The organism is Pseudomonas sp. JUb42 (genome assembly GCF_024807945.1).
In the GTDB taxonomy this organism is placed as follows: Bacteria; Pseudomonadota; Gammaproteobacteria; order Pseudomonadales; family Pseudomonadaceae; genus Aquipseudomonas.
The window spans coordinates 1-2,768 of sequence record NZ_JANUFD010000036.1; the positions used below are offsets into that span (position 1 = coordinate 1).

Below are 2,768 nucleotides of genomic sequence, written 5' to 3' on the forward strand. Positions count from 1 at the left end.
CACGTCATGCCAGTAATTGGGGTTATTCGTCGAGGCCTAAATGCCGGGAAGGGACTGGGCAGCCGTTCGGTGGCCGACTGGTGCCCGAGCAGCTGAGCGACGTCCAATCGCCATTGAGATTCCAGATAACTTTCAGGGCCGGCCTTGCGTGTAATGCGTACCGTCCACTGCGCAAGCTCCATGTCCTCGGACGCAGACACTGCTGTGCACTAACGTGTGTTGTCGCAGTCCAGCGGCACGTGGTCAGCTGCGTACGGTGAAGAGTTCACCGCTGCGGCCGCCAGCCCTGCGACGATGTATGCGGACATCATACGAAACCCAACTGACGCTGACGCAGCGCCGCCAGTTCCTGCTCAGCCCGGGCCACGTTCAAATAGCTCTCCATCACGCCCATGAGCTGGTCATCGCGCAGCGGTTTTCCGTTGACCCGATAGCCCACGGACATGATACGTACCTTTGGCGTACCACGGGTGCGCGTGAACAGGGCCTTGGAGAACTCGAAGCTGACCTTGCGGTGGTGCGCGTTTTCGCCAGAGTCCGAGCCGAGTTCAAGCATCAGCGATTCCATCCAACCGCCGTTCTTGTAGCTCACACGCCCCACCTGCAACAGATCGATTGGCTGTTGGAGGTTGTGCACACGCAGATAACGGTGATCCAGCGTCATGAACACAAACTTTCCTGAGTAGCGGTTGGCCCAGGTAGCAGCAACCAATACGGCAATCCCGACCAGGCAGAAGATCAGGGCACCCACGCCCCCCTTGTCACCCGGACGATGCACCCCACCCATGTCACGCAGTACCGCCCAAGCCAGCAGTGCCATCACCAGCGCGGCGATGGGCAACACGTATTTGACACGGGGTGAGGAGGTGAACTCGGTCTTGTCCGGCACCGAGTCGATGAAGGCTTGCAGGTCGCCGGCGGCGTCTTCAGCTTCGGTGCGTGTGGCCTGGTTGTATTCGTCGGTCAGCGACGCAGCAAGGTCGGCAGTGCTGCCAGGTTGGTAAGGTTTATTCATGGGTCGAGTCTCCGTGCTGCTCATGCGGCGTGCGCCGTGTCGGCGAGCAATTGGTTGAACCACTGGCTGTCGGCCTCGCTGGCCGGACGGGACGCCTGACGTATCAAGTCCTCGTCCAGTGCCACCTTGAGGTTGTGTACGCGCTGCAAGGTGGGCGGATGGGTGTCGAAGGGGTGCTCGACACGGTGTTCGAGGGTGTGAGGGCTGACCGGCAACGCGTGCTGCCCCATGTGGCTGTTGAGCGCCTGCACAATGTTGCGGGTCTGCGGGCTGGCGAGTAGCAGGTCAATCAGCTCGGACAAGGCACACACCCGCAGCAAGGCGCTGGCGAACGTGCGGGCACCGGCCACCCTGGCGCCCACTTCGTCGGCGGCCAGTTCCTGGCGGCGGCTCCAGTGATGGAAGGCCTGATCGAATCGCTCAAGAAAGTACAGAGACACCCAGATGCCAGGACCGGCCAGCAGGGGGTCGCTGTCGTTGTCATCGAGCATGGTGTGGATACGTGAATGCACGCTATGGAACAGCGACGACAGCTGCGAGCCCTTCTCCGTGTCGCAGGATGCGAAGTGCCCCAGCTCATGTCCCACCACAGCGCCTGCTTCGTCCTGGCTCATGGCCGAGGCATAGGTGAGCGGGATATACAGCGTGCGCCCAAGCAACGGCGCTTGCGCTGATTGCAGGAACACTTGGCTGCTGGTCACGAACCAGGAGCGATCAACGCCCACCACGATATGATCCGGAGAGGGCGCATTGGCCGTGCGTGCAATGTCGTCCACCCAACGCCACAGACTCGGCGCATGCTCGCGTGGCAATTCACGCCCCAGCAGCCCCACCGCAGGTGCCTCCAGCGGTGCCAGCCGCTTGCGGATGCTGCGCAGCAACAGCACGCCACCTGCCAGCACCACCCACAGCGGCAGGGTGAACAGCAGCGGCATGGCGCCGCCCCTGTCCCAGTTGCTGTAGGCCCAGACCATTTCGTAGAGCAGGCACAGGCTGATGCCTGCCACTAGCAGCGCCACATCAAGGAAGATCAGTTGGGTGACCCGCTGCCAGGCCAGTGTCAGGTGCTGCAGCATGTAGTCTTGCGAACGCATAGAGCGCAGGGCGTCATACTTGAGCTTACCCAGCAGCGCCAGACCGGTCAGGGCGGCCGCTAGCGCACACAGCTCAGCCAGGTGCGCGAGTAATCCGCGTAGCGTCAGCCAGCCGCGGTCCTGCACGATGCGGGCGATCTCCTGCTGCATGTGCGGCACAATGTACTCGGCCCCCACATACCCGCCGGTCAGGCTCTTGTGCACCGGCAAAAGATGCTCGGGGTCTTTTTCGGCGGCCACGATCCAGTCGCGCATTTGCTGCTCGTCGCTCAATGCCCAGTGCACGCGACCGTCTTGCAGCAGTGCGTAAAGCACCAGCCCCAACGGGACCAGAAACAGAAAGGCCAGCAGCCGCAACCTGCGTGATGAGGTGGACATGATCACTTCTGGTTCAGGTAGTCGGTGAGGAACGCTTGGGCATTGCCCTGTGACGATAGCCCTTCGCTGTAGCTCACGTTCAACTCCTGGCTTTCGTCAGGCAAGTACAGCTCGCCATAGCCATCTTGAAGGATCAGCGCCACGAACTTCTGGCCGTTGACCTCGGTGCTGTAGCGTGTGTCCTTGGCGGTCTTTTCCACTTTCATTTTCCGGATGCGCAGGTTCCAGTCATGGTCCACCCCTTCCACTTGCACCAGGGCCTCGTTGGCAGCGCGGGCACC

At 61.8% G+C, this 2,768-nt stretch carries 2 protein-coding genes and 1 pseudogene; all 3 read right to left on the reverse strand.

Features of this window, described 5'->3' with window-relative positions; genetic code table 11:
* Positions 1–307: 307 nt before the first annotated feature.
* Positions 308–1,015: a hypothetical protein gene (locus M2401_RS34255; protein WP_259111497.1), complete on the reverse strand. Its 708-nt coding sequence runs from the start codon at positions 1,013–1,015 to the stop codon at positions 308–310.
* 20 nt (positions 1,016–1,035) lie between these two features.
* Positions 1,036–2,487: a M48 family metallopeptidase gene (locus tag M2401_RS34260; RefSeq protein ID WP_259111499.1), complete on the reverse strand. Its 1,452-nt coding sequence runs from the start codon at positions 2,485–2,487 to the stop codon at positions 1,036–1,038.
* A gap of 2 nt (positions 2,488–2,489) precedes the next feature.
* Positions 2,490–2,768 (reverse strand): annotated as a pseudogene (locus tag M2401_RS34265) (hypothetical protein); the annotation flags it as partial.